Annotated in this window: 18 protein-coding genes and 1 pseudogene; 6 read left to right on the top strand and 13 right to left on the bottom strand. The window is 60.6% G+C overall.

The genetic code is table 11. The features are described 5' to 3' along the window. Positions 1 to 32: 32 nt before the first annotated feature. The 5 genes from MESS4_RS00640 to MESS4_RS00620 form a co-directional block, all read right to left on the bottom strand. A complete protein-coding gene (locus MESS4_RS00640) occupies positions 33 to 1607 on the bottom strand; it encodes a sugar-binding protein (RefSeq protein ID WP_006325284.1) in 1575 nt (524 codons plus the stop codon). Positions 1608 to 1640: 33 nt separating this feature from the next. Continuing rightward, positions 1641 to 3782 carry a glycosyltransferase gene (locus MESS4_RS00635; RefSeq protein ID WP_244441036.1) on the bottom strand — a complete coding sequence of 714 codons (2142 nt, stop codon included), beginning with the start codon at positions 3780 to 3782 and terminating at the stop codon, positions 1641 to 1643. Between the two features lie 20 nt (positions 3783 to 3802). Continuing rightward, the gene (locus MESS4_RS00630; RefSeq protein ID WP_157385491.1) at positions 3803 to 4453 is read right to left on the bottom strand and encodes a bifunctional DNA primase/polymerase; all 651 of its coding nucleotides are present in this window, start codon (positions 4451 to 4453) and stop codon (positions 3803 to 3805) included. 142 nt (positions 4454 to 4595) lie between these two features. Then, a complete protein-coding gene (locus MESS4_RS00625; RefSeq protein ID WP_081609601.1) occupies positions 4596 to 5939 on the bottom strand; it encodes a glucoamylase family protein in 1344 nt (447 codons plus the stop codon). Between the two features lie 39 nt (positions 5940 to 5978). Beyond that, positions 5979 to 6731, bottom strand: coding sequence for an SDR family NAD(P)-dependent oxidoreductase (locus MESS4_RS00620; RefSeq protein ID WP_006325280.1), 753 nt, complete (start codon positions 6729 to 6731; stop codon positions 5979 to 5981). Positions 6732 to 7036: 305 nt separating this feature from the next. Here MESS4_RS00620 and MESS4_RS00615 point away from each other — a divergent pair, with 305 nt between their 5' ends. Then, positions 7037 to 8302, top strand: coding sequence for an O-antigen ligase (locus MESS4_RS00615; RefSeq protein WP_036240343.1), 1266 nt, complete (start codon positions 7037 to 7039; stop codon positions 8300 to 8302). A gap of 35 nt (positions 8303 to 8337) precedes the next feature. On the opposite strand, the pseudogene MESS4_RS35090 reads toward MESS4_RS00615, so the two are convergent. The 4 genes and pseudogenes from MESS4_RS35090 to MESS4_RS00600 all read right to left on the bottom strand — a co-directional run. Next, positions 8338 to 8451 (bottom strand): annotated as a pseudogene (locus tag MESS4_RS35090) (acyltransferase); the annotation flags it as partial. A gap of 103 nt (positions 8452 to 8554) precedes the next feature. Then, entirely contained in the window at positions 8555 to 9313 is a 759-nt protein-coding gene (locus MESS4_RS00610) for a class I SAM-dependent methyltransferase (protein ID WP_006325277.1), read from the bottom strand. Between the two features lie 31 nt (positions 9314 to 9344). Beyond that, complete coding sequence (locus MESS4_RS00605) at positions 9345 to 10553, bottom strand: polysaccharide biosynthesis/export family protein (RefSeq protein WP_006325276.1); 1209 nt, start codon at positions 10551 to 10553, stop codon at positions 9345 to 9347. Between the two features lie 228 nt (positions 10554 to 10781). Next, a complete protein-coding gene (locus tag MESS4_RS00600; protein WP_006325274.1) occupies positions 10782 to 11459 on the bottom strand; it encodes a sugar transferase in 678 nt (225 codons plus the stop codon). A gap of 626 nt (positions 11460 to 12085) precedes the next feature. Between MESS4_RS00600 and MESS4_RS00595 the strand changes: the two genes are divergently transcribed. The 5 genes from MESS4_RS00595 (at position 12086) to MESS4_RS00575 (ending at position 17057) form a co-directional block, all read left to right on the top strand. Next, positions 12086 to 12358 (top strand): hypothetical protein, encoded by a 273-nt coding sequence (locus MESS4_RS00595; protein WP_006325271.1) that lies wholly within the window; start codon positions 12086 to 12088, stop codon positions 12356 to 12358. Positions 12359 to 12877: 519 nt separating this feature from the next. Beyond that, positions 12878 to 13894 (top strand): glycosyltransferase family 2 protein, encoded by a 1017-nt coding sequence (locus tag MESS4_RS00590; protein WP_006325268.1) that lies wholly within the window; start codon positions 12878 to 12880, stop codon positions 13892 to 13894. A 284-nt stretch (positions 13895 to 14178) separates the two neighbouring features. After that, on the top strand, positions 14179 to 14577 hold the full coding sequence (locus tag MESS4_RS00585; protein WP_006325267.1) for a hypothetical protein: 399 nt from the start codon (positions 14179 to 14181) through the stop codon (positions 14575 to 14577). 154 nt (positions 14578 to 14731) lie between these two features. After that, complete coding sequence (locus tag MESS4_RS00580) at positions 14732 to 15643, top strand: family 16 glycosylhydrolase (RefSeq protein WP_006325266.1); 912 nt, start codon at positions 14732 to 14734, stop codon at positions 15641 to 15643. Between the two features lie 82 nt (positions 15644 to 15725). Then, positions 15726 to 17057, top strand: coding sequence for a UDP-glucose/GDP-mannose dehydrogenase family protein (locus MESS4_RS00575; protein ID WP_006325264.1), 1332 nt, complete (start codon positions 15726 to 15728; stop codon positions 17055 to 17057). 99 nt (positions 17058 to 17156) lie between these two features. Here MESS4_RS00575 and MESS4_RS00570 read toward each other — a convergent pair whose 3' ends face one another. The 4 genes from MESS4_RS00570 to MESS4_RS00555 all read right to left on the bottom strand — a co-directional run bounded on the left by MESS4_RS00570 (position 17157) and on the right by MESS4_RS00555 (position 21299). After that, positions 17157 to 17606, bottom strand: a complete 450-nt coding sequence (locus tag MESS4_RS00570; RefSeq protein WP_006325262.1) for a hypothetical protein — start codon at positions 17604 to 17606, stop codon at positions 17157 to 17159. Between the two features lie 13 nt (positions 17607 to 17619). Then, entirely contained in the window at positions 17620 to 19062 is a 1443-nt protein-coding gene (locus tag MESS4_RS00565) for a GMC family oxidoreductase (RefSeq protein WP_006325258.1), read from the bottom strand. Positions 19063 to 19155: 93 nt separating this feature from the next. Next, positions 19156 to 20235, bottom strand: a complete 1080-nt coding sequence (locus tag MESS4_RS00560) for a glycosyltransferase (RefSeq protein ID WP_006325256.1) — start codon at positions 20233 to 20235, stop codon at positions 19156 to 19158. Between the two features lie 41 nt (positions 20236 to 20276). Then, positions 20277 to 21299 carry a phosphoribosyltransferase gene (locus MESS4_RS00555; RefSeq protein ID WP_006325254.1) on the bottom strand — a complete coding sequence of 341 codons (1023 nt, stop codon included), beginning with the start codon at positions 21297 to 21299 and terminating at the stop codon, positions 20277 to 20279. Positions 21300 to 21333 lie beyond the last annotated feature (34 nt).

Genomic DNA, 21333 nt, shown 5'->3' with positions numbered 1-21333 from the left:
CAAGGTGCGCGGCAAATAGGCTCGACGTCCGGTCACCACGGAACATGCAATATCTCAAGCTTGGGAAGGCCGACCGGCCTGATGCCCAGGTCGTTGGCGAGGGCGCCAAGGCCCTCGGTTTCGATCAGGTCGCGATAGGGGATTTCCGGAAACCGCAGGCCGCCGCGATGCAATGCGGCATCGACAAGCAGCATGGTTGCGCCGACCCCGTCGAGACCGATGCTTTCGAGATGCCGGATATCGCTGAGATGTAGCCGGCTCATCGAATACGCGGGCGGCTGGTAAAGACCGCCGCGTATCTCGCGATAGTAGCGATAGTTTTTTTCGGGCTGGGTGGTGACGAAACTGTTCAAGTCGAAGCTGTCGCCGCCGGCGATCTTGACGCAGTTGGGAACCACGATGCGATGCCCTGCCGCGATCAATCGGTCGGCGACATCGCTCGGGAATCGCCAGACATCGATGTCGATCCACAGCGCCCAGGCATCATCGGCATCCAGCCCGTGATCGATCAAATGGTTGCGTATCCTGGCAATGGCGCCCCGTCTTTCGCGCTGCCGCCGCGGCTTCGCTCGCTTGTCCCGGTCAAGGCTTGTGCCCAGATGCTTTTGCAGCAGGACGATGCCGCGGTAGCTGGCGGCAAGCGGCGCCGTTGCCGCCTTGAGCCTTTCCCAGCTGCCATCGGAACTGTCGCCCTCGCAGAAGACCAGCTTGATCCTGTCCTTGGGATAGTCGAGCCTTTGCAAGGCATCGAGAAACGGCTGGATGTGGTCGGCCGCATCGCGAAGCGGCACCAGTATGGCGATGTTCGACCCCGAAGGACGCGGCGCCGAAAGCGCCGCCTGGCTGACGCTTGCTTTCGCCGCGGCCTCGTCAAGATGGGCGCCGCGTGTCAGGTGGTGCCAGAACCGGTAGGCGTGATTGCGAACCTTGTCCCGCCACCGCGTCGCGGGCCGTGCCGTCCACCATGTACCCGCCCAGTGATGGATCGACAGTGTCGGCGTGTCGCTGCCGGCTTGCGTCTCCGTGCGCCCGGCCGAGTCCATTGGCGCGAACAGGGCGGGAGGATGAATGGCGAAGGCCGCCTGGTCACGATAGCCGAGCTGCGCTGAGGTCAGCACGCAGGGTCCGGTCGCGTCGAGCGCTTCCTTGGCATGGACCAATCCCGGCAGCAGGGACAGGAGCTCCAGCCAGAAGGGATGCCGGGGCGGGCTCGCCATCGTGCCGTTGAACAGCAGGTAGGGCAGCCCTCGAAACTTCGCCTGAAGGACTTCGTGTGAAGCCGGCTCGGTGCAGAGCACGATCCGCTCCTCGCCCATGATCGGATCGAAAGGCGCGACGCATTCGCAGTCGATATCGGCGTAGACGCCGCCAAAATGATACAGCAGCAGATAGCGTGCCGCATCGGCGCGCAGCACGCCGTGCGAATAGCTGCAGAAGGTCGGCAGGAAATCCGGATAGTGCTCGGCGACGAACTCGAGCAGCATCCGGTCGTTCCAGAACATGACAGTCCAGCCGGGATGGTGCCGTTTCCAGCTTTCGACATAGCCCTGGAAGCGGGCAGGGACGCTGTCTGTCTTCCACGTCTGGTGCAGGATGGTGGGGATCATCGGCAGCTCATCGATCGGCGGTTGGAAAGGGCGTCATGAGCCGGCATCGTCCAGCCCAAATCCGGCCCCAAATCCGGCGCGGACGGCGTTGCGGATGGTTTGCGGGCCAAACCGGGACCACACGGCCTCATGCGCGCGGGCGCGCTGCCTCGCCATGCGCGTGCGGTCCAGGCAAAGCTCGACCGCCATGCCGGCAAGCCCTTCATCCGAATCAGACAAAAGCACCTCTTCATCGTCGACCAGATCCAGCCCCTCGGCCGCCAGCGGCGTCGCGATCACCGGAATGCCCCAGGCCATCGCTTCGAGGATCTTGATGCGCGTGCCACCGCCCGCCGAAAGCGGAATGATGCTGAGATGCGCGCGGGCCAGCAGCGGCGTCACATGGTCCGGATTCTCGACGAGGTCGACGCCTTGCAGCCCGTTCAGCGCCTTCACGGCCGGTTTGGGGTATCGGCCGGCAAGAACCAATCTTGCGGTCGGCAATCGTTGCCGGATGCGGGGCAGGATGGTGCGGGCAAGACGCTCGGCGGCATCGATGTTTGGCTTGTATCCGAGATGGCCGATGAAGAGAATGATCGGAAAGCCTTCGGATATTGCTGCCTCAGCAGGCAGGTCAACCGCAATGTCCTCGAAGCGAGGGATGCCGTTCGGAACAATATCGATCGGCACCGCGCGCCGGGACACAGCAGTCAGTCTTTCGTGGTCGAGCCGCGAGCAGACCCAGGCTCTGTCGACGATGGCGAGCGCCTTCCTTTCGAGGCGTCTGACGCCATAGAGGACAGGCATCGATCTTGTCCTGTCTGCGTGATGCAACTGGCCCGCCAGATCGGATTCGACATTGTGCATGTCGAGAATGAGTTGCCCCGCCAATGGCCGCAAGGATCGGAGCAGCTTGAACAAGGCAATGCCTTCGACGACGATGCTGTCCGGGGCAAAGGCGCGGATAATCGCCTCCAGGCGCCTCAGCGCGGTGCGTGGGATCCGTTTCTCGGCGCCTGTTCTCCACCAGCCGATCGAGGCCGTGCGGATTTCCCCCGCGAGCGTCAAGGCCTCTATTCGAATGCGCGGGTCGGCCGGTTTCGACGGATCGGTCCGCGGCCGGATCGAGACAAGGCAGACCGGCCCCAGTTCCGCCGCGGCCTTGGCGTTGTGATGGTTTCTCAAATCCGCGCCCGAGACAGGGGGGAAGGCCGGATCGTAGCAGAGCACCAGCGTGCGCCGCTCCTTACCGTGATCGGCGTCGCGGTTTGAATGCCCTGTCTCCATCGCGCGCCCCGGAACCAGGCTCCCCAAGCGGATGCGGGCGCCATACTGCAAGGCCTTCCAGCTCCGGCCGATCATTTTGTGGGCACGGACAGCCCGCATCATGGCCGCCGCATCGGCGTACATTTTGTGCTTGATCAGCTGCCGCGAAATTCGTTGCGCTATCCAGGCTTTCCGCCACTGAAGGGCATCCCTTTCGACGCCCAGGTCCGCCAACCTGTCCAGTTCGAGCGCTATGGCAAGAAACGTCCCGCGCGGCGCATGGATGAAGCGCTGCGCCATTCTGGTTTCGTCGTGATGATAGAGCAGCACTGGCGCCGAAATCGTGGCTGCATCGAAGCGCGCGAGCATGGCGACCCAGTAGCATGTGTCTTCGTCGAGACCGATCGCCGAGGGAAAGCGGATGGCGGCTGTCGCCGCTGTCGAAATCAGCGCGCTTCCCATGGCGATCGGCCAGAGTTCGTTGCGAAGATACCGCCTGGTGTTTTCGGCTTTGTCGCTTGTATAGCCGTGCGGTGCCTTGAGCTTGTCCGGCCGCCCGCGCGTGCGACGGATGCTGGCCCCGATCGACAGGCCTGCCTCGGGATTGCGTTCGAGCGCGTCGTGCAGCAGCGACAGGCCTCCCCTGATCAACTCGTCGTCCGCATCGAGGAAGAATATCGACTTTCCCTTGGCTCGCGCTATGCCGACGTTGCGCGCGGCCCCGGCATTGCCGAGGCTGACGCTCAGGACTTCCAGCGGCAATCCATGTCGTCGCGCGCTTTCGGTCGCTTTCGCCTCGGTCCGGTCGTCTGAACCGTCGTCGATCAGAAGGATTTCACCGATCAGATCCCTGTCGGGCATCAGACTAAGCAACGCGGCATCGATCGTTGCGGCGGCGTTCCTTGCCGGGATGACGACCGTGACCTCCAATCCTGTTTGCCCGGATTTGATCACTGCCGCTCGAAGAAGCCACGGTTCAGCATGCGGTCGTAATAGTGCTTGAGCGGCGTGACCGGGCGCAGCGCAAGACTGGCAAGGCTGTCGATCGGCTGTGGCTCGACATCGAAAGGCGACTGATTCTCCAACCAGCCGTAGGAAGAGCCGTCCTTGAGTACCGAGGGGCTGCCCACCACATAGCCGCCAAGTGCCTTGACGTGGCCGATCCGGCGCATGCCGAAATGCAGGCTCGACGATACCATCGGCTCACGCGTCCTCAGATAGACATGAAAGCCCTTCGGGGACTTTGCCATCGGCGTGCGCCTGGCAATTTCACCATGCCTGCCTTGCCAACCTTGATATGCGGCGGCGTTGTCGAAATCCAGGATCAGCAAGTTGGAGAAGCCTCCCAATATGCCGACATTGCCGGTGAAATTGCAAAACCAGCGCTCGATATCCTCACGGGTCGGTGGTTTCTGCGACAGTTGGAACGCGACGGAACAGAAAGCCAGTTCCTTCAAATCCTTGCGTCGGGTGTGCAGATGCAGCGGATCATAGCCCATCGCCTCAAGGTCGAGATGCTTGCCGCCGGTACGAAGTGGCAGGCATATATAACCCTGCGCCAGGAGCCGGACTGCATAGTCGGTTGTTATGTCAGGCGGCATCCAGCGTGTTCCGCGGCCATGCGATTTCACTTGGAACTTCTTTAGCCGAATGGTGCTTTCGTCAAGCTCCAGGCGGCCGCTCAGCACTATAGATCCCCGATCAGGCCGCTGTCGCCGTGGTCGACTGACAAGGCCATGGCCATCATTCGACAGAACCAGCCTTGGGAGCGCTCGCCGGCTGCGACAGCCAACCGCCGCTGAACCCGGCCTTGCGCAGGCCGAGACGGATGTGCGGGATTGACCGCATCAGGTTCCAGATCAGGCGCGAACGGTGGTTCTCGGTCATCAGCACGACGATACCCTGGTCCAGGCCGTAATGTCCCTGCGATAGCCAGCCGCTCGTGCCGAAGTCTCGCCAGTTCGCCAGTGTCGGATTGAAGCCGCTCGGCATCCTGAAATTGTCGATCACCTGGGGGTGGCGCTCCCGCAGGAGACGCAGTGCCGGCAGGCAGATCTCCGGCGCGAAGGGCAGCGATGCCAGATACGACCACGGCGCGATCGTTCCATCGTCGGGGCCGAAGGGTGCGCCGCGCGCTGCATAGCCGGAAAACTTGCGCGGCCGCCGCGCGATCCGGGCGCGGAAATTGCCGGGTCCGTCGCCCGCCGAAAGGCCCCATAGTCCTTCGCTGTAACCGTCGAAGCCAGCGGGGTTTTGCCGCGCATAGTCCCGATGAAGGTAGGTTGAGCGGCGGCTGTTTTCGAAATAGTCCGAGTTCTTCTCCCGCATGAACGCGTCCTGGATGCCATCGAAGTCGATCCAGGCATGCGAGAACTGGTGCATGAACAGCGGACCGCCATAAAGCACTTCGTAGCCATGGATGGTTTCCCACTGATATGTGGCCGTCCAGGCGGCATAGCTGTCGTTGGAGACTGGCTTGTCCGGCGCGGCCATTGCCAGCAGATAGAGGATCGTCGCTTCGTTGTAGCCTTCCCAATCGTACCGGAGAAAACCGCTCTTCGGCCTCCAGCCCTGCCGCAAGGTCGGACCGCTGCCTTGCGCCCAACGCCAATCGACGCGCCGGTAGAGCGTCTCGCTCAGTTCGCGGATTTCGACCTCGTCCTCGCCGTCGCCCAGGAAATAGGCCCCCGCCACCAGCACGCCGGCCATCAGCAGTGCCGTGTCCACCATCGACAATTCGCAGCGCCAGGCACGCAGGCCGGTCCGCATGTCGAGGAAGTGATAATAGAAGCCCTTATGGCCGGTGACGTCTTCGCCATTGCCTTGCCGGCTGTTCCAGAAAAAGCGCAACGCGGCAAGCGTCAGCTTTATGGCAGCATCGCGTGTCACCCAGCCGCGCTCGACTCCGACCGGATAGCAGGACAGCGCGAAGCCGACGACAGCGATGCTGGCCGGCCAATTTGGCCGCGACGTGTCGGCGACCAGCCCGTTCTCCGGGTTCACGGTTTCCAGGAAATAGCCGAAGGCTGCACGCTGGAAGCGGTCGAGCAGGTCCGCGTCGGACAGGGGAGGTTCAACGCCAGTCAAATGAAGCACAGCCCATTGGCAGATTGCGTCCGGCTTGCCTCAATAGGTGGCACGGCCGCCGGAAACGTCGAAGACGGCGGCGGTCGTGAAGGAGCATTCCTCGGAAGCGATCCATGAGATCAGCGCCGCCACCTCCTCGACCTCGCCAAAGCGCGCCATCGGTATTTTCGACAGCATGAAGTCGATGTGCTGCTGGCTCATCTGCTGGAAGATCGCCGTGCGCACGGCGGCCGGCGTGACGCAGTTCACCGTCACCTTGGTCTTGGCCAGTTCCTTGCCGAGCGATTTGGTCATGCCGATCACCGCCGCCTTCGATGTGCTGTAGGCCGAGGCGTTGGGATTTCCCTCCTTGCCGGCGATCGAGGCGATGTTGACGATCCTGCCGTAATTGCGTTCGAGCATATGCGGAACCAGCGCCCTGTTGCAGTAGAAGACGCCATTGATGTTGATGTCGATGACCCGGCGCCAATCGTCGGTGGAATAGTCCCACATCGTCATGTTCGGCCCGGTGATGGCGGCACTGGTGACCAGGATATCGACCGCGCCAAGCGCTTCGATCGTCTGCCGGGCGGCGCGTTCGACGGCCGCGGGATCGGCGACGTCGACAGTCACGCCGTGCAGGTCCGCAATGACGGCACTGGCCCGCTCGATCTGGGCGGGATCGCGATCCCAGATCGAAACGCGACCGCCCTCGTCGACGATCCTTTGCGCCACGGCCAGGCCGATGCCGGAGGCGCCACCCGTGATCACGGCCGAGCGTCCGGCAAACCGTCCCGTAAAATTCATCGGCATGGGATCTTCCTCCAATCGGCGGCGAATGTGAAGTCAACGACAGGGAAGTTCAAGTCGGGGACTGGAGCCTCCGAACAGGTTCATGCTAGGCCAGGAGCAGGCGACCGAGGGGTCTGGCTTCTTGGCGACACCTTGTCCGTTCGAGCGCATCCAGTGGCGCGGCGTGCGGTCAAAAACCGTCTTCTGGGTGACAGATGGCGGAGGTTGGGCTATATTGCACTGCACAATGGAAATGCTCTAAGGGGCGCGGCGGCGAATCGGCGCTGAATTGCGTGGAGTTGCATGATCGGGAATCCGCTACCGAGATGAAGATTCCAAAATCTCTGTTGATCGACCAGGAGAAGAACTCGGTCTACGGCGCGTTTGCCGTTGCCGTCTCCATCTGGGCGTTTTCCTATTCCACCGTTTTTGGTCCGGTCCTGATCCTGGCCTATTACGCGGTCTGGCTGCCTCTCATCCTGGTGGACTACCGGCGGCTGCTGCGGGGCGTCTCCAGTGCCTGGCTTCCGCTGATTTTTGCCTTCTATGTCTGTTTCTCGGTGTTCTGGTCGGATGCCCCCGGCATTACGGCGAGGACCGCGCTCCAGTATTGTTCCCATATTGCCTGCGCCTACATCGCCGCGCGTACCGTCAGCGTCCGGACATTGACGATCGGCGCCTTGATCGGGATTTTTTTCGTCCTGCTCTATTCGCTCAAGGTCGGCGCTTTTTCCTATGACGTTCTCGACGGGACATACAATTTCGTCGGCGCGTTCAGCTCCAAGAACCAGCTCGGCTTTGTCGCGTCGCTTGGCATCTACTTTTGCATCGTCTTCCTGGTCTTTCTCAGACGCGGCCGGCTGAGCCTTTTCCTGACGGTCCCGGTCGTCGTCCTGTCGGCCTATCTTCTGGTCGTCGCGCATTCGGCCACTTCGACGGCTTCGTTACCAGCGGTTCTCCTCCTAGTAGCGCTGCTTGCCATGACCAAGAAGCTTTCGCTGCGCTATCGACGGGTGATTTTCCTGGTTGGCGCATGCGGACTGGTCGTGGTCGCGCTGGTTGCCGTGAATGCCGGCCTCCTGGATTTCGTCCTTGGCCTCTTCGGCAAGGATTCGACGCTCACCGGGCGGACCTACCTCTGGCAGCAGGGCTGGGAAGCGGCGCAGCGATCGCCAGTGCTTGGCGTCGGCTACGCGGCCTATTGGGTGCAGGGTTTCGCCGAGGCCGAGCGGCTCTGGAACGAGTTCTACATCACAACCCGAAGCGGCTTCCACTTCCACAACACCTATATCGAAGCGCTTGTCGAGCTCGGCTATATCGGGGCCACGCTGATTTCGCTGATTATCCTGCGGACGCTGTGGGGCCACATATCGGCGTTGATATTCAGGACATGGCAGGCCGAGTCCGTGATTCTTGCCGGTGTGATGGTGCTTCTGGTCATCCGGTCCTTCGTCGAGATCGATACCTTCAACCCCTACATCATGGGCTCCTTCCTCCTCTATTACAGCTACTTCAAGCTGGTGAGGGTGCCTGTTGCCCGTCCCCGGTGGACCGCGGCCAACCTCGCGGAACCAGAAACCGCGGCGGGCTAAGCAAGGCCGTGAATATCTTGGGACACCACAATTTCGCGAATTTTTCGGGCAGGATTTCCTGCAACCAGATTTCGTAAGGAGGCACTTTGGGTGATCACGGACCCAGCTCCAATTCCGCTATGACGCCCGATTTCGACGCCAGACAGGATTTTGAAGACGCCGCCTAACAGCGCTAAGGCCAAACAACTATCTCGCAGGCAGCTCTGAAGCGGTGGCGAGCGGCAGTTGCTCCTTCACGCTCGCCCGAGTTGATCAAGCCCTAAGGGTTAGGAGCGCATACCATGCGAACCGCTTCACAAAGGGTAGTGTCAGAACGACTGAATCGATAGCTTTGCCAACTGTGTAGACGGTCTCCGAGATGCCTCGCGGCATCAGCGCGCTTCCTACGGAGCACAGGCCGAAATATTCCACCTGGACATTGCTGAAATAGCGGCGAGCCAACGCGAAGTCCGAAATTAACAAAGGATGTTCATCAGCGGTGCGGATGAGGGGTGTCCGCCTTCTGTAGGCATTCAGGAGAGGATTGTGTCCCATCGGCTCGTAGAAGGACGCCACGCCGTTCGGCTTCAGGACACGGACCACCTCGGAAAAGCACCGATCCAGATCCAGGTGATGGATGATCCCGCGTCCATACACCAGGTCGAACTTGTTGTCTTCGAAGGACATGGCTTCAGCATTCATCGCCAGGAATGTAGCGTTCGTGCTTCCAAGCGTGCTCGCCCGTTCGTTCGCCTTGTTTACTGCTACGTCCGAAATGTCGATCCCCGCCAGAGATCGGCAAAGACCGGGCAGGTGCAGGGAATGCAGGGACCACCCACCATCGGAACAACCGTACTCGAGCACGTCCGCGTTTTTCGAAAGGCGTTTTATTTGCTTGTCTTGATGTTCAGCACCGTGGCGGATTGTTCGATACCACTTGTCCAGATTTTCTCTTGGATCCGCCTCCTGACTAAATCTGAGATTGTGAAATTCTCTTTCCCGACTGACTATTTCGTCCCTTTCACTGTGCATGACAAAGCCCCCTGATTTAGGTTGCAGACTATTATTGGATAGCCATTGGCGCCAATTTCACCTTGATCACGTCTCCGGGCAGCACGGGCGTGTCCTCGCCGGCGGCGATTTCGCTGGTCTTGCCGTCGACCACCCGAATCAGGGCAAACGACAGTGTCGGCTCTTCGCCGTCGCGATAGCGTTGCAACGCCGGGTTCCCCGACATGGCTTCGGACATCAGGCCTGTTTGCATGTTCATCTTGAGCATTGTTTCGCTGAGATCGGCTTCTGCCTGCTGCCGGTCGGTGGCGAGGCTCGCATTCTGGGTGTTTTCCAGATCGATGGCGTCCTGGGTTGCCTTGCTGATCGCCTGCTTGGCGGTGAGGACGGCCGTGTCGTAATCCAGGATCTGGCCTTCCAGGTCGGCGATCGTCTGTTGCGAATTCAGAACCCGCGTGTTGACGACCAGGCCCTTTTGCGCCAGTGAGCCGATGCCGTTGAGCTGTTCCTTTGCCAGGTCGACCTGCCGCTGCTGGTTGACGATCTTCTTCTGCAGTGATTCGATCTCGCTCTGCAGCAGCGCCTTCAGTTCGTCGAGCGCCTGCAGGCGCAGCTTGAGCTTCTTCTGGTCGGCCGTCAGGATCGCCAGTTCGTCGGCGACGATGCTGGGAAGCTTTGGATCGTCGGCCACCTCCTTGGGCACGTCGAACGTCGACTTGTCCGCGATCTCCGCTTCGATGCGCGCGCGCCTGACGATCAGTCGGACCCGTTGGTCTTGGAGAACGTCAAAATCGCCCTTGGCATTGATCATGTCGCGATCGTACCGCTGTCCTTCGGGGCTCCGTCGGACACCGCCGGCGATGCTCATCGCCCTCAGGACGGTCAGGTCCGGCACGTAAGGATACTGGCCGGGCGTCTGGACCTCCCCGGAAATGTAGAACGGCCTGTACTGCGCCATTTCGACGGAGGCTTCCGGCCGGTCCGCCAGAGCGAGCTTGCGCTGGAGCGCCTGGCCGATCGCTGCCGCGACCTCGGCCGTGGTCTTGCCGGATGCCGGCATCTCGCCGACGAACGGCACGGACAATGTTCCGGCAGGACCGACCGTGTACTCTCCGTTGACGGCCGTCCAGTCGCGGAACGTGCCTTCAACGGTCTGCCATTCGGCGACGCGGATGGTCAGCTTGTCCTGCGATCCGAGGCGGTATTCGTCGGCGGCGGCAAATTGGGGGACGGCAAGCGCCAGCGCGAGGCAAGTGGTCATAAGCCGCATCCGCCGCATGCGATTCGCAAGAATGCCGGCGCGGGAGATCTCGAAGATGTCTCTTTTCAACTGAACGTTTTCCGATCCGCTTTGGCCCCGCCCATTTGAGCTTGCTGCAGAATGCTTGGCATCTAATGCATGTCGCCCAAAGCGCGCTGCGGTTTTGGGATGACGACATGCATAAAGTACTTTGGACAGTCGCTCCTCAATGTCAGGACCGTCTTCCGGTCAGTAGCAGCCCCGCGACATCCACACCGCGGGAACGGTCTTGATGATGATGCGAATGTCCTCGAACAGCGACCAGTTCTCGACATAGTGGCGATCGAAGGCGACGCGGCTGTCATAGGAAACGTCATTGCGTCCGCTGACCTGCCAGAGCCCGGTCAGGCCGGGACGCGATTTCAGATAGTAGACGGCCGAACTGCCATAGATCTCCAATTCGTCACGCACCACGGGGCGCGGCCCGACAAGGCTCATCTCGCCCTGCAGGATGTTGATGATCTGCGGCAGCTCATCGAGGCTGAGCTTCCTCAGCACGGCACCGACGCGCGTCACGCGCGGATCGCTCTTCAGCTTGCGGGTCGCTATCCATTCGGCGTTGGCGTCCGGATTGGCGGCAAGATATGCGGCCAGCACCCGTTCGCCGTCCTGAACCATGGTGCGGAACTTGAGGCACGGGAAAATCCGTCCTCCCCGGCCGATTCGGCTGTGACCGTAGAAAATCGGCCCGCCATCGGAAAATTTGACGAGCAGCGCGACCATCAAAAACAATGGGCTGAGCGCAATCAGCCCAATCAGCGAACCGGCGATATCGAAGCTGCGCTTGATGAGCCCGCCGATCGGTGGCGGAAAATCAATGCCAGCCTCCGAAAAATCCGCATTGGCCGGCTTGGCAATGTCCCTCATGCTTTAGTCTCCATACGTTGACCGGATGGTTTTGGCCGTTGACCGGATGGTTTTGGCGCACGATACCAAAAAAATGTTGCAGCGCAACACACAATTTCCCGGCGGCTTGAAATAGTCGCGTCATGAATTGACTAAATAATAAACTGATCCTGCCCAAAATTTGCACTTTATGGCATACGTGTGACATTTTATGGGCAACTTTGAAAAATCTAGTGCCTTTTTGGGGCTGATTTTGGGCGAACCGCTCTTTGTGCAGCAGTTTGGAGCGTCAGCGTGCTTTAGAATTTCAAAACATAGAGGGTTTTTAACGTAAAATACTAATCAATATTGTAGATCTTACTGAAGTGAGTCCATATCCGGTCGCCGGCCTTGATGCCGATGTGTGCATCGCAGCATGGCAGAGTCGATCTGGTCAACTCGTTCAAATTTATTTGTGGTTGGCCTTGCCGGCTATTGCACGCCCCAATAGAATTGCAAATGGTTTCTGTCGGAGTATGGACAGGGTGGGAAAGGCCGGAAGCAACCGGCCGAAAAGCGGGCGCCTCAACAAGCCCGCATGGCGAAGGGAGGCTCGGGGTGGGTCAATCATCGATTTATGCCCGAGCAGATTTGACAGGCTGTGGGGTATGTCGCTACCAAAATTCATCATCGGCATGATTTTCGCCCTGGCGATCGTGGTCGCCTGGTCCTATTTGGGTGGCGCCTCGTTCAGCACGACGCTTTTTCGTGTCATCGGCTGCGCCATCGTCATCCAGCTGGGCTATTTTCTGCTGGTCTTCGTCATGATTGCCAGAAACGCCCCGACGCCGGCTGATAAGATTCGCGATGCCGAACGAAAGCTCAATTCGACCGAAGCGGCCGATGGCGAGAAGTTCAGCGCCAGGCGAAGCCTGCACTGAGAGCCAGCCCACGTTGATTCGGCGCTAATGCATATCGCGCAAAAGCATGCCCTCGGGCTTGAACCGGGGATGCGTAGCGGTTTTGCGATAACGACATGCATAAAACAAGAACCTAAAGCGCGTCGCATGAATCCGTTCAAACGCGACGCGCTTTGGGACGTGTCGGCCCCTTACGACTACTCGCTGAACAGCATTCATTTGACGACCGGATGCGACCGAGCCGCCGGCTGGCTTGATTCGCAATCAACACCGGCGCCCATGCGGCAACGCGCACTATCCGCGGATGTTCGCCCCTCACCGATTTGCGCCGTGGCGGCACCGAAAGGAAAGACTGGACGGCGCGAATGATTTTGGCGATGCTTTGCTTCGCACCCGCAGCATAGCACTTGCAGCATAAGCGTCGGCCGACGCATTTCGAACACTCGGGCAGCCGATGAGCGGGCAGTCGATGACAGTGATATCGGGCATTGGGACGGGAAGGAAATTCGGGAGCCACCTGTGCAATCGAGAGGCCAAGCCATGACAGGATCCCAGGTCTGCGTGATCATCGCCGCCCGCAACGCGGCGCGGACAATCCCGGCTGCCATCGCATCGGCTTTGCGCGAACCGGAGGTGACGGAAGTCGTCGTCGTCGACGACGCCTCCACCGACGATACGGTGAAAGTCGCTCAGGCGGCCGATGATGGCAGCGGCCGGCTTTGCATCATCCGCTTCGACGTCAACCGTGGCCCCTCCTTCGCCCGCAACGCCGCGATCGCCAGGTCCAAATCGCCATTCATCAGCGTTCTGGACGCCGACGATTTTTTTCTCGCCGGCCGATTTCGCGAATTGTTCGCCGGCGCAAACTGGGATTTCGCGGCCGACAACATCATGCTGATCCGGGACGATGCGGCGACCGATGTCTCGAAAATCGTGGCCCCACGGTTTTCGGCCGATCCGGAGTTTCTCAATTTCGAGCGCTTCATCGAAGGCAACATTTCCAGGCGCCGTGTGCAGAGAGGGGAACTGGGCTTCCTCAAACCGGTGATCAGCCGGGCCTTCCTCGACCGGCATGGGCTGCGCTACGACGAAAACCTGCGTCTGGGCGAAGACTATGAACTCTACGCCCGCGCGGTCGCTTGCGGGGCACGGTTCAAGGTCATCAGGTCCTGTGGCTATGGCGCGATCGTTCGCGGCGATTCGCTGAGTGGCCGGCACAAGACCCAGGATCTCAAGCGCCTGGCCGATGCGGATCTGGCGCTGCTGGCGATCGACACTTTGCCGGAAGCTTCGAAAGCCGTGCTCAGAAGGCATGAGCGGCATGTGCGCGACAAATACCGGCTGCGGAACTTCCTCGACGTGAAGGCAGAGCGGGGCCTGGCATCGGCCGCGGCCTATGCGCTGGCCAGTCAGTCCAATCTTGTCCCCATCGTTCGCGGCGTCGCCGCCGACAAGCTGGAGGCGCTGTTCCGCCACTTCGGCTTCGTCTCGAAGCACCAGCATGTGCCGCCGCGGCGCTTTCTAATGGCCGCAACCAGCCCGGCCAGCGAGACGTAAGCGGTTCGCGCCGAAGCCTTGGTGCTCATGTCGTCAGCTTCTTACCCGCCGTCTCGACTGGATTCACGAGTCCGCGGTTTGATGCATGCCGCTCAAGGTGAGCGGCGATTTGGGCAACAACCACATAAAAACAAAGGCTTAAGACGCGTCGCATGATTTTCTTCAGACGCGGCGCGCTTTAGGTGGTTGCCTACTCGCTCTTGGGATGGCACTGTATGTTGCGGTGCAGCAATTCTGGTTGGTCGATCGAAACGGCCCAAATATCTCGCTGGGATGAGGAGCGCATGGCTTCGATATTCGGTTTCAGATCAAGGGATCCGGCTCGCGACAGGCAGACCGACATTGCGCGCCTCGATCGCCTGGCAAAGCTGTTTGACCAGATCGCCGCCGAGGTCGAGGCGGAAAAGAGCGGACTTGAGAACCGCTACCGGACAAAGGCCACCAACGCGGCCTTCCTGGTCGAGGCGATGGAGAATGGAGCGGCGTCCTCCAAAAGTTCGGCGGAAGTCGGCGAATTGACGAAGTCGATCCTGAATTGCGAGCGCCGGATCGCGGCGCTCACCCGTCAGAGCGAATTAATGAAGGATATCCGTCATTCGCTGGATGAAATCTTCGACCAGAATGCCCAGCATGGCTCCACTACCAAGGCCGCTTTCGCCAAGCCGGCCGCCGGCGCGCGCTGAAAGCCAGGATCCTGGCTGACGCCGCAGGCAACAGGCTTGTGCTGGAGCAAGAAGTGAAGCGCAGGGGCGGAGGAAGGGTCAAGATCAGCTTGTTTCATCACGGTTCGAACATCGACTTTGGGTTGGGGGCGCACAGCACAAAGGTGAGTTTGGTATGAGCGCGAATCCGAAAAACACGTCCACCCCCACAACTGGCACCCCCACAACTGGCACCCTGACAACCGGCGGCCCATCGACCGGCGGAATGCCGTTTCCGCACTGGATCAGGCAAAGCAGGCGGCTATGCTCGATTGGCGCGTTTGTGCTGGTCGTTCTCGGTGGCCTGATTGCAGGCCCGGCCCCATCCCGTGCCGAGGATATCCAAAGCGCACCATCATTCGTCGATGATTTCAGCAAATTCGACCGTTCGCGCTGGTACATTGCCGACGGCTGGACGAACGGCGCTTATCAGAACTGCATCTGGTCCAAAAACCTGGTCAAGCTTTCCGACGGCGTGCTGACGCTCGGCTTCGAAAAGCGCAAGCTGAAAGACCGCGACTTTGCCTGCGCCGAGATCCAGACCAAGCAGCGCTTCGGCTACGGCACCTATGAGGCGCGGATGAAAACCGATTCAGGCTCCGGCATCAACGCGGCTTTCTTCTCCTATATCGGCCCCTCCGACAAGCAGCCATGGGACGAAATCGACTTTGAAGTGTTGACCAAGGACACGTCCAAGATACAGGTCAACGCCTACATTGCCGGCAAGGGCAAGAACGAGAAGCTGGTCGATGTCGCGGGCGGCACCGACAAGGCCTTCAACGACTATGCCTTCGTCTGGGAGAAGGACAGGCTGCGCTGGTACGTCAATGGCAAGCTTGTGAACACGATTACCGATCCGGCAAAGCTGCCCACCCATGCGCAAAAGATATTCTTCAGCCTTTGGGGCAGCGATACGTTGAAGGACTGGATGGGCCCGTTTTCGGATCCGGGTCGCAAGCTCACAACGCAGGTGGATCGCGTCGCATTTACCGCACTAGGCCAACCGTGCCAGTTTCCGGAATCGCTGGCATGCGGCATAACGAACTAGTCGTGAAATCACGGCCTGGAAAAACGCATCTGAACCGGCCGGACCGAAGACAGTCCGAAGCCTTGAACAGGAATGAAACCGAATGAATCTGACAGTCTTTGGAATTGGCTATGTCGGTCTCGTCCAGGCGGCGGTGCTTGCGGAAGTCGGCCATCAGGTGGTGTGCGTCGACATCGACGCGAAAAAGGTCGAACGGCTCAATCAGGGCCTCATTCCGATTTACGAGCCCGGGCTCGAAAACCTGGTCAAGGAGAACCATGCGGCCGGCCGCATCAAGTTCACCACGGACGCGGTCGCGGCGGTCAAGCATGGCGAGATCCAGATGATCGCCGTCGGCACGCCTCCGGGCGAGGATGGTTCGGCCGACCTCAAATATGTGCTGGCCGTCGCCGAGACCATCGGCCGGGAGATGGACGCACCCAAGATCGTCGTCGGCAAGTCGACCGTGCCTGTCGGCACCTGCGAAAAAGTAAAGGCCAAGATCGCGGCCACGCTGAAGGCGCGCGGTCGCGAGGATCTGGCTTTCGACGTCGCCTCCAACCCGGAATTCCTTAAAGAGGGCTCCGCCGTGGCCGACTGTATGAAGCCCGATCGCATCATCGTCGGCACCGGCAGCGAGAGCACCGAGGCGGTGATGCGCGAGCTTTACGCCCCGTTCAACCGCAACCACGAGAAGATGATCGTGATGGACGTGCGCAGCGCCGAGTTCACCAAATACGCGGCTAACTGCATGCTGGCGACCAAGATCAGCTTCATGAACGAAATGGCCAATCTGGCCGAGGAGCTTGGCGCCGACATCGAGGAGGTCCGCAAGGGCATCGGCAGCGATCCGCGCATCGGCTACCACTTCATCTATCCGGGCCTGGGCTATGGCGGCTCGTGCTTCCCGAAGGATGTGCGCGCCCTGATCAAGACCGCGGAAGGCGTCAAATTCGATGCCAAGCTGCTGCGCGCGGTCGAGGAACGCAACAATGCGCAGAAGTCGGTTCTGTTCGACAAGGTGAACCGCTATTTCAAGGGTAATCTCAAGGGCAAGACCTTCGCGCTGTGGGGCCTGGCCTTCAAGCCCAACACCGACGACATGCGCGAGGCGCCGGCGCGTGTCCTGATGGAAGCGCTGTGGAAGGCCGGCGCCAAGGTGCAGGCCTACGATCCCGAGGCCATGCAGGAATGCCAGCACATCTACGGGCTGCGCGACGACCTGCTTTTGTGCGGGACCAAGGAGGCAGCGCTGCGCGGCGCCGACGCACTCCTGATCGCCACCGAATGGAAGAGCTTTCGCGCCCCGTCCTTCGACGCGATGAAGGATGCGCTGACGACGCCGATCATCTTCGATGGCCGCAACCTCTACGATCCGAAGGTCATCGCTCGCCACGGCATCGAATACCACTCGATCGGCAGGATGGCGGCATGAGGCCTTTTCCCGGGAAAAGCGCATAGCGCTTTCCCTAGGGAATTGCGCAAAAACAAAGAGATAGAGCGGTTCGGCGTTTCCGTGAAACGATGAACCACTCTAGGCGTCCTGTCGCATCTCAAAATTGGCGAATGGGTTGGTGCATGGATGCCAGCCGGTGAACCGGATCGGGTCGTTTGGCGAACTGCGCCAGGCGTAGTCGGTCAGCATATGGAACTCGGCAATCACCCAACGGTCGAAATGCCTGAGATCCTGCTTTTTCTCTTCGGGCAGCAGCTGGCGCGCGGCGCCCAGTTTTAGCTCTTCAAGCAGAGTGACGGCATCGCCCAGCTTTTCGTTCGGAAATATCCACGGATTGCGGTTCCGAAATTCCAGGACGAACTGCTGCAGATGTTCGATGCGCATGTTGAGCTTGCCGAAGTATTTTTCGAGCGTGACCCGCACCAGGTCCTCGTCCGAAAGCGAGGAAACGGCGGCGTAGGCGATACCTGACGAAGCAACCCCGCCGGCCAGGATGGCCAGTGCCGCGCGTCGCGAAACCTCGATCATCTGGCGTCTCCTTTCACGCTATCCGGCTCGCCGCCCGCAAGGAGAGGGCTGCCGCGGTCAGGCTTGGGTTGGCGCAGGAGCAGCTTGGATAGGTGCTGGTGCCGACGACAACCAGGTTCCGGAGTTGATGGTGGATCATGTCGCTGTCGACGACCGAATCCGCTGGGCTCGAACCCATCCGCAATGTGCCCTGGACATGCGACTCGGTCGGCCGGATGCCGCGATCGAATATCTGTTCGACCGGCAATGGAGCGAGAAGCGCTGGTAATTTTTCCAGCGCTCGCGCCATGCCTTCGACGGCATAGTTCGACGGTGCCTTGAAACTGACGAATGCGTTGTCGCCCTTGTCGAGGGTGACAAAATTTTCGGGATCGAGCAGATTCTCGGTCACAATGACGAGGGGAAGTGTCTGACGGATACGTCCCTTCTCGGGGCGCATCCCGTGCTGCCAGCGGTTTTCGAAATAGACGAGGGCTGCCGCATGCTCGGCTCTGTGGGGGCCGTCATAAAGGCCGAAATTCAGGCCAGTGGTGATGGTGCTGCCGTCGAAATTGTCGATACCGTCGAGATAGGCTTCGAAATTCCATCCGTAGGACTCGTGCAGGCCGCGGCCGACGAGTTCGCCCGACAGGCCGGAGCGCAACATGATCGCCGGGCTCTGGATGGCATTGGCGCCGAGAATGAAAAGGTCGCCACTGACTTGATACTCCTTGCCGTCATGGGTGAATGTGACCGAACGGACAGATCCGCCGACATGGTCGAGACGACGCACTTCGGCACCGAGGCAGACCGAAACGTCGGGATGCTCGAAGACATGCATCAGGCCATTGTTGACGGTGAATTTGGCGTCGACCGGGCAAAGGCCGCATCGCAGATTGGCACAGCATGAGGTTCGCTGCGCCGTCGGTACACGCGCCCGCGCCGTCGGCATGACAAAGTGCTGGTCCGACTGCGCCGCCTTCATCATCCGGTCCGGCGTCGACATGTTATGTGGCGGCTGCGGGAACGGCCTGGAGCGCGGCATCATCGCCGCCATGTCGGGATCGCCGGAGATCGACATGACGTCTTCCGCATCGCAGTAGAACGGCTCGAGCTCGTCATAGGCGATCGGCCAGTCGTTGCCGATGCCGTAAAGGCTTTTCAGCCTGAAGTCGTTCGGATGGAAGCGTGGCGTCTGCGCGAACCAGCAATTCGTGCCGCCGCCCAATCCGATGGTGTAATTCCAAGGCTTGTCGGAATTGGTCTTGTAGGTCGTCTCATCGTCGATGTCGGTGTTGGCGTTCCGGTCGAGCTGCCATTCATGCGTGTTGTGCCGGCCCCATTCCAGAACCAGAATGCGGGCCTTTCGGCGCTTCGCGAATCCGTGCAGGAAGAAGGCCGAACCGAAACCGGAACCGATGGCGACGAGATCGAAATGGTCGTTGGTGATTTTGTCCGGCCTGATGTCCAGCACCATCAGATAAAACCCTTTCTTGAGACAAGCGCGTTCGCCACGGCTTTCGTGCCGCTTCGCGCCGTGCCGGTTCGCGTCGCGACGCGCATTTGGACCCTATGCGGCCTTTCGTGAAGGCTGTTGCGCGGCCTTGTCGAGCAGCGAGAAGAAAGTGGCGAACTGGCGCTCGGGGTTCAAGGCGGGGCGCTCGGAGAATGCGCGCGCCGCCGCCGAGAGCCGTTCATACTCCCGGCTGTCGTTCCACAGGAGCCTGATCGCAGCCACCCAGTCGGCGAGCGGGGCGTCATAGTCCAGCACCACGCCGCCGGAGCCGATCGCTTCGGGCAGGCCGCCGCGACGCGAGCCGACGACGGGAATGCCGCTGCAATGGGCTTCCGACGCCACCCGGCCCCAGGCCTCTTCCCATTTGCTTGGGGCAAGCAGGATCTTCGTGCGGCCATAGACCGTCTTCATGTCGCTGGTGCGGCTCTCCAGCGTGACATTGCCGAGCGGCGCGATCGTCTGCTCGATCCGGGCCCGATGATCGTCGTCAAGCTTCCAGCTTTCGACGAACAGGAACGGGATTTCGGAGCAAGCCTCGGCAATGCGCACCGCAAGCTCGAAGCCCTTTTCCTCATAAGGATTGATCAGCGTGACGAACTGGCCCGTCGTCGGCGTTGAGTAGAATGCTGGATTGATGGTTGGCGGGATGACCGTCGAATCGATGTCGAACCTGGCCTTGTAGCTGCGCGCCGTGAATTCGGAATTGGCGATGTAGTGCGCCGAATGCAGCTCGCGCAGGTCGCCGCCCAGTTCATGGAACTCGACGTTCCTGAGATAGACGACCAGCGGCACGCCCTCGGCCTGCAGCGCCTTGCCGATCGGGACCGACTTGTGGCACTGGACCACGGCGACATCTGGCCTCAGCTTTTTGACGGCAAAGCCCGCCGCCTCCCAGGGAAACCAGGCCCTTACCACCGGGTAGCCCGGATAGCTGTCGATGACCGCGCGCTGCCTCAGGAGCTTCATCTTGGCGCGCGCCTTGAGCCCGAAAACGCCCTGGCCGAACAGGGCGGCAAGCACTGACGCCTCATGCCCATGCTCGAGCAACTGCTCGGCCAGGTGATGGGTGCTGGACTGGACACCGCCGCTGAACTGCGGCGTGTAACCATTGCCGCCTGCAAAAAGGATTTTCATGGAATAGGGCTCCTTGTCGCATCTCACATTTCGGGGAGAGGTCAGGCCGGTCGTTTGACCCGGTTCTTGAGCGTCTCGTAGCCGCGTTCGCCAAGCAGCGTGCGCGCGACGGTCTTGATGGCCGTCTTGCGTCCGTCAGGCGAATTGATCTGCCGCAATCTGGCCGGGAGATTGCGCGCCGTCTGCCCAAGTGACGGCAGCGACAGCGCGTCGGGATAGCTTACAAGATGTGTCTCAACGCACAGCACCGGCTTGCCGGACAGCCTGGCGATATTGAGCGCCTGCTGGTGCTCGCTTTCGATGAATAGGATGGCATCGGACTTGCGGTAGAAATCGGCCTTGAAACTGCCATGCACGCCAAGCCGCTGCCGTTCCGCCTTGCTCGGCAGGTCGAGCATGATCAGGTGATCGTATTGGATGTCGTGCTTTGCAAGCCATGCTTCGGTAAGCGCGCGGTATTTTTCGAGCCGGCTGGTGACGAGCCAGCCGATCTTGCGGGTCGGGCCATGGAGAGGCAGCGCTCCGCTCAGGAATTTCTCGTAGGCCGGCCCGTCGTCGTTTTCGGCTTCGGTGGGATCCAGGCAAAGCACGCCGTCAATGTCGACGCAGGATTGCCCGAGGAATTTGTGGTGCATGAAGTTCCATTGGAACATCCTTGGATGCGGCACGACGTCGAGGACGAGATCGGTTTCCTCATGCTGCGCCAACAGGCCGAACACCGCGGCATAGGTGAAGTCCGCCTTGATGCCGGCGGCCTCTATCCGGCTGCGTGCGTCGCGCATGGCGGCGCCGCCGCTGACGCTGTCGTCGATCACCAGGATATTGCGCATTTCGGAGGCCTGCCGGTCGAGCGCGGCACGGCGTTTGGTGACGCCAGAAGTATAGATCTTTCCGGCGAGGAAATTGTCCAGGTCGGTCATCGGGATGTTCGCCGTCAGGCTCACCAGCGTGGCGGCGAGAATGCCGCTGCGGGGAACGCCGACCACCAGGTCGATGTCGCGCGGTAGCCGGTGGAGGCTTCTGACAATCGCATCGTTCATGTCGGAGATCGATCGGTAATGCATGGGATCAGGCCTGATTCTCGTTCTCGTATGGATG

Origin of the sequence: Mesorhizobium sp. STM 4661, from assembly GCF_000359125.1 — a bacterium.
Classification (GTDB): Bacteria; Pseudomonadota; Alphaproteobacteria; order Rhizobiales; family Rhizobiaceae; genus Mesorhizobium.
Note: the sequence above shows the minus strand (reverse complement) of the source record. Positions and strands in the feature narration are given on the sequence as shown.